The organism is Rhizobium sp. LjRoot98 (assembly GCF_964252935.1).
In the GTDB taxonomy this organism is placed as follows: Bacteria; Pseudomonadota; Alphaproteobacteria; order Rhizobiales; family Rhizobiaceae; genus Pararhizobium.
Genome location: NZ_CAXUPW020000042.1, coordinates 1 through 2,627, shown reverse-complemented (window position 1 = coordinate 2,627; position 2,627 = coordinate 1). Strand labels below are relative to the sequence as shown.

Annotated in this window: 2 protein-coding genes; both read right to left on the bottom strand. The window is 57.3% G+C overall.

The features are described from left to right. Window positions 1–29: 29 nt before the first annotated feature. Window positions 30–2,093: a recombinase family protein gene (locus tag ACSQ3J_RS31195; RefSeq protein ID WP_436041171.1), complete on the bottom strand. Its 2,064-nt coding sequence runs from the start codon at window positions 2,091–2,093 to the stop codon at window positions 30–32. Next, window positions 2,083–2,280 carry a hypothetical protein gene (locus ACSQ3J_RS31190; protein WP_307148326.1) on the bottom strand — a complete coding sequence of 66 codons (198 nt, stop codon included), beginning with the start codon at window positions 2,278–2,280 and terminating at the stop codon, window positions 2,083–2,085. Before ACSQ3J_RS31190 ends, ACSQ3J_RS31195 begins: the two co-directional genes overlap by 11 nt. Window positions 2,281–2,627: the final 347 nt, after the last annotated feature.

Sequence of the window (2,627 nt, the reverse complement as noted above, 5' to 3'; positions counted from 1 at the left end):
TACAATCCTGTTTCATAACGCCCATCTTTCTATGTTGTTGAAGTAAATAGGTTTCCTTGGTTTTGAGACGATCCCGCGGGGTATTTGGGGTTTTGTCGTGCGCGATCGACGAGCTGTTTTGCTTGCGGGAGTTCAAGCTTTGAGCGACTGAAGATCCATGGGCCGAACGACAAGGGATGAACGCCCTCAATCTCACCTGCTTCAGCGGCGATTCTCAATGTTTTTGGCGTAATGCCAAGGACCTTCGCCGCCTTTCCCAGATTGAGCCAAGGCTCTATCCCGTCTGGCTGCGGCCGGTAGACCGGGATCTTGCGGTACGACCGGAGTGCTGTGACACGTTCCCTTGTCCAGCGATTGCCATTGCCGGTGGTCAATCCATTGCGATTTAGTATCCCGGCAATCAGGTCGTCATTGGCAATGAGCACGAGCTGCCGTACTGCCTCAATGAGGCCGTCGGGTGTAGCGTTTCTTTGTCCACGACGTCGTTTCGGCAGTCGCAATTCTGTGTGAACTCCACCAGCCCAATGGATGACGAGGACGATCTCGGAAGCCACATCGTCGAGATCGGCGATCACTTCATGAATAACCGTGCGCACGATCCGCTTCTTGAGCCTGGCATCGGTCGATGGCGCTGCCCAGACGGCACGAAGGTTCCCCGCAAGAGCGGCCATATCCAACATAGAATACGACGACACTTGCGGTACCGCAGCTTTGTGGCTGGCAATCTTATTCTCGATCTCGCCAACGCGAATGAGAGCTTTGTTCCAACGTGCCTCGAGCTCCGATGCCACCAGCCGGTTCTCGGGATCAGCAGCGTCATATTGCCGGAATGCCCGGTCGGCAGCAAAGCTCGCCGCCTGAAGATCTCGCTGGAGGGCGTCTTGCACCTGATCGCGACGGTTGGCTATGTTGCGTTCTGCTTCGGCGCTAGCAGCAATGGCTCCCGGTTCGACGACCCCAAGCATTGCTTCCTCAATCGCATCATCGACCCGCAGGCCGCCGAAGGCGACACAGCGTGGCTCACCATTGTCGAGCAAGCCGCGCCAGCATGAATAGCGCGGAATATTATGATTTGTTCCCGTGTACCGGACCGTCAGCTTCCGACCACATCTTTTGCAGCGGAACAGGCCGGAAAGAAGGGCGTCACCATGCTTCGGCGCACCGTGGTGGCGGCTGGTGGGCACATTGTTGCTGACCATCTTGCGGATCTCCTCCGCCCGTTCCCAACTGACATAGCCTTCATGCGCATCCGGGATCAGCGCAAGCCATTCATCGCGCGACTTGCGGCGAATTCCAGATCGGCCACCGTATCCCGACACAGAACGACTCTTACCATAAGCATAAGCGCCGCCGTAGATCGGGTTCTCGATCATCCGGTGGACAGTCGCATAGTTTGGCCTGCGCCAAATGACTTCGCCATTGGCACGCCTGACAGGCAAGTCCAGCCCATGTTCGAGAAACCATAGCAGAGCCTGCCTTGCACTTCCGAGTTCGGCGACCTTGTTGAAAACCAGTGGAATAGCCTCCTGAACACGTCGATCGGGATCTTTCTCGATCCTGTCACCGGCCTTTACGAAGCCGACCGGGGTAGCGACGACAAGCTCGCCGCGGCGAGCCTTCTCGTAGCGTGCGGAAAGCGATCGCTGACGCAAGAGATCGAGTTCATATTCGTTGAGGCTGCCCTTCAGCCCAAGAAGAAGCCGGTCATTACCCTGGCGCGGCGCATAGACCGCTTCCTGGTCGATCAAAACGGTATCGACGACGCGGCACATCTCGATGAGCTGTTGCCAATCACGGCTATTGCGGGCAAAGCGCGATACCTCGCGTGCCGCAACCGCTCCGACCTTTCCAAGGCAGACCTCGGCAACCATCCGGTCGAAACCGGCGCGGGTTACGCCGCCGGCTGCCGAACGGCCAAGATCTTCATCAACTGTTTCGATCTGCGACCAGCCAAATGCCTTGAGGCGGTCACGCATGGCATATTGAAGGGCGCTACTTTCGCGATTGTGCAGAACCTGATGAGCGGACGATTGCCGGACATACAAAATGGCCTTGCGCTCAAGGTGGTGAGGACCAATCTTCTCATGCATCATGACCGGCCTCCTTCGACTGGGAGGCGCTGTCGCCGCTTGCGTGGTCGATGAGCAGCCGCACGATGAGCGCCGTCAGCGCTTGGCGTGTTCCTTCCGGCAAGGTCTGCCATTGCGGCATCGCAGGCGTCTTCCCGCTGTGCGCACTCGAGAACAGATCGAACTGATATGTCGTAAACTGGCGCGGCATGGACATCTCCCCGACTCGTTTCGTGAGAGATCAATGCTGCGCTCATATCCGCGCCTTGTGAGGGGGTACCTGCCTCTTCAAGCAACTTTGCCAAAGCAACCAGACCAGAGAAATCGACATACGCAACTGGTACGGCCAACCTTTGTGCGCTCGGTGTTCGATCAAACATCCACACCGGAACTTCAAGCAATCGGCATGAAGTCGAACCCGAAAGGCTGCAGCGGAACACAGCAGACCCCTTGTCCACCAATTCATGGATATGGATAAGTTGGCCGGACCATGGATGCCACGGATATAACAGCTCCCGAACTTCGGTCCCGTGGGTGTTCCGTCGCCCTGTTGTACAA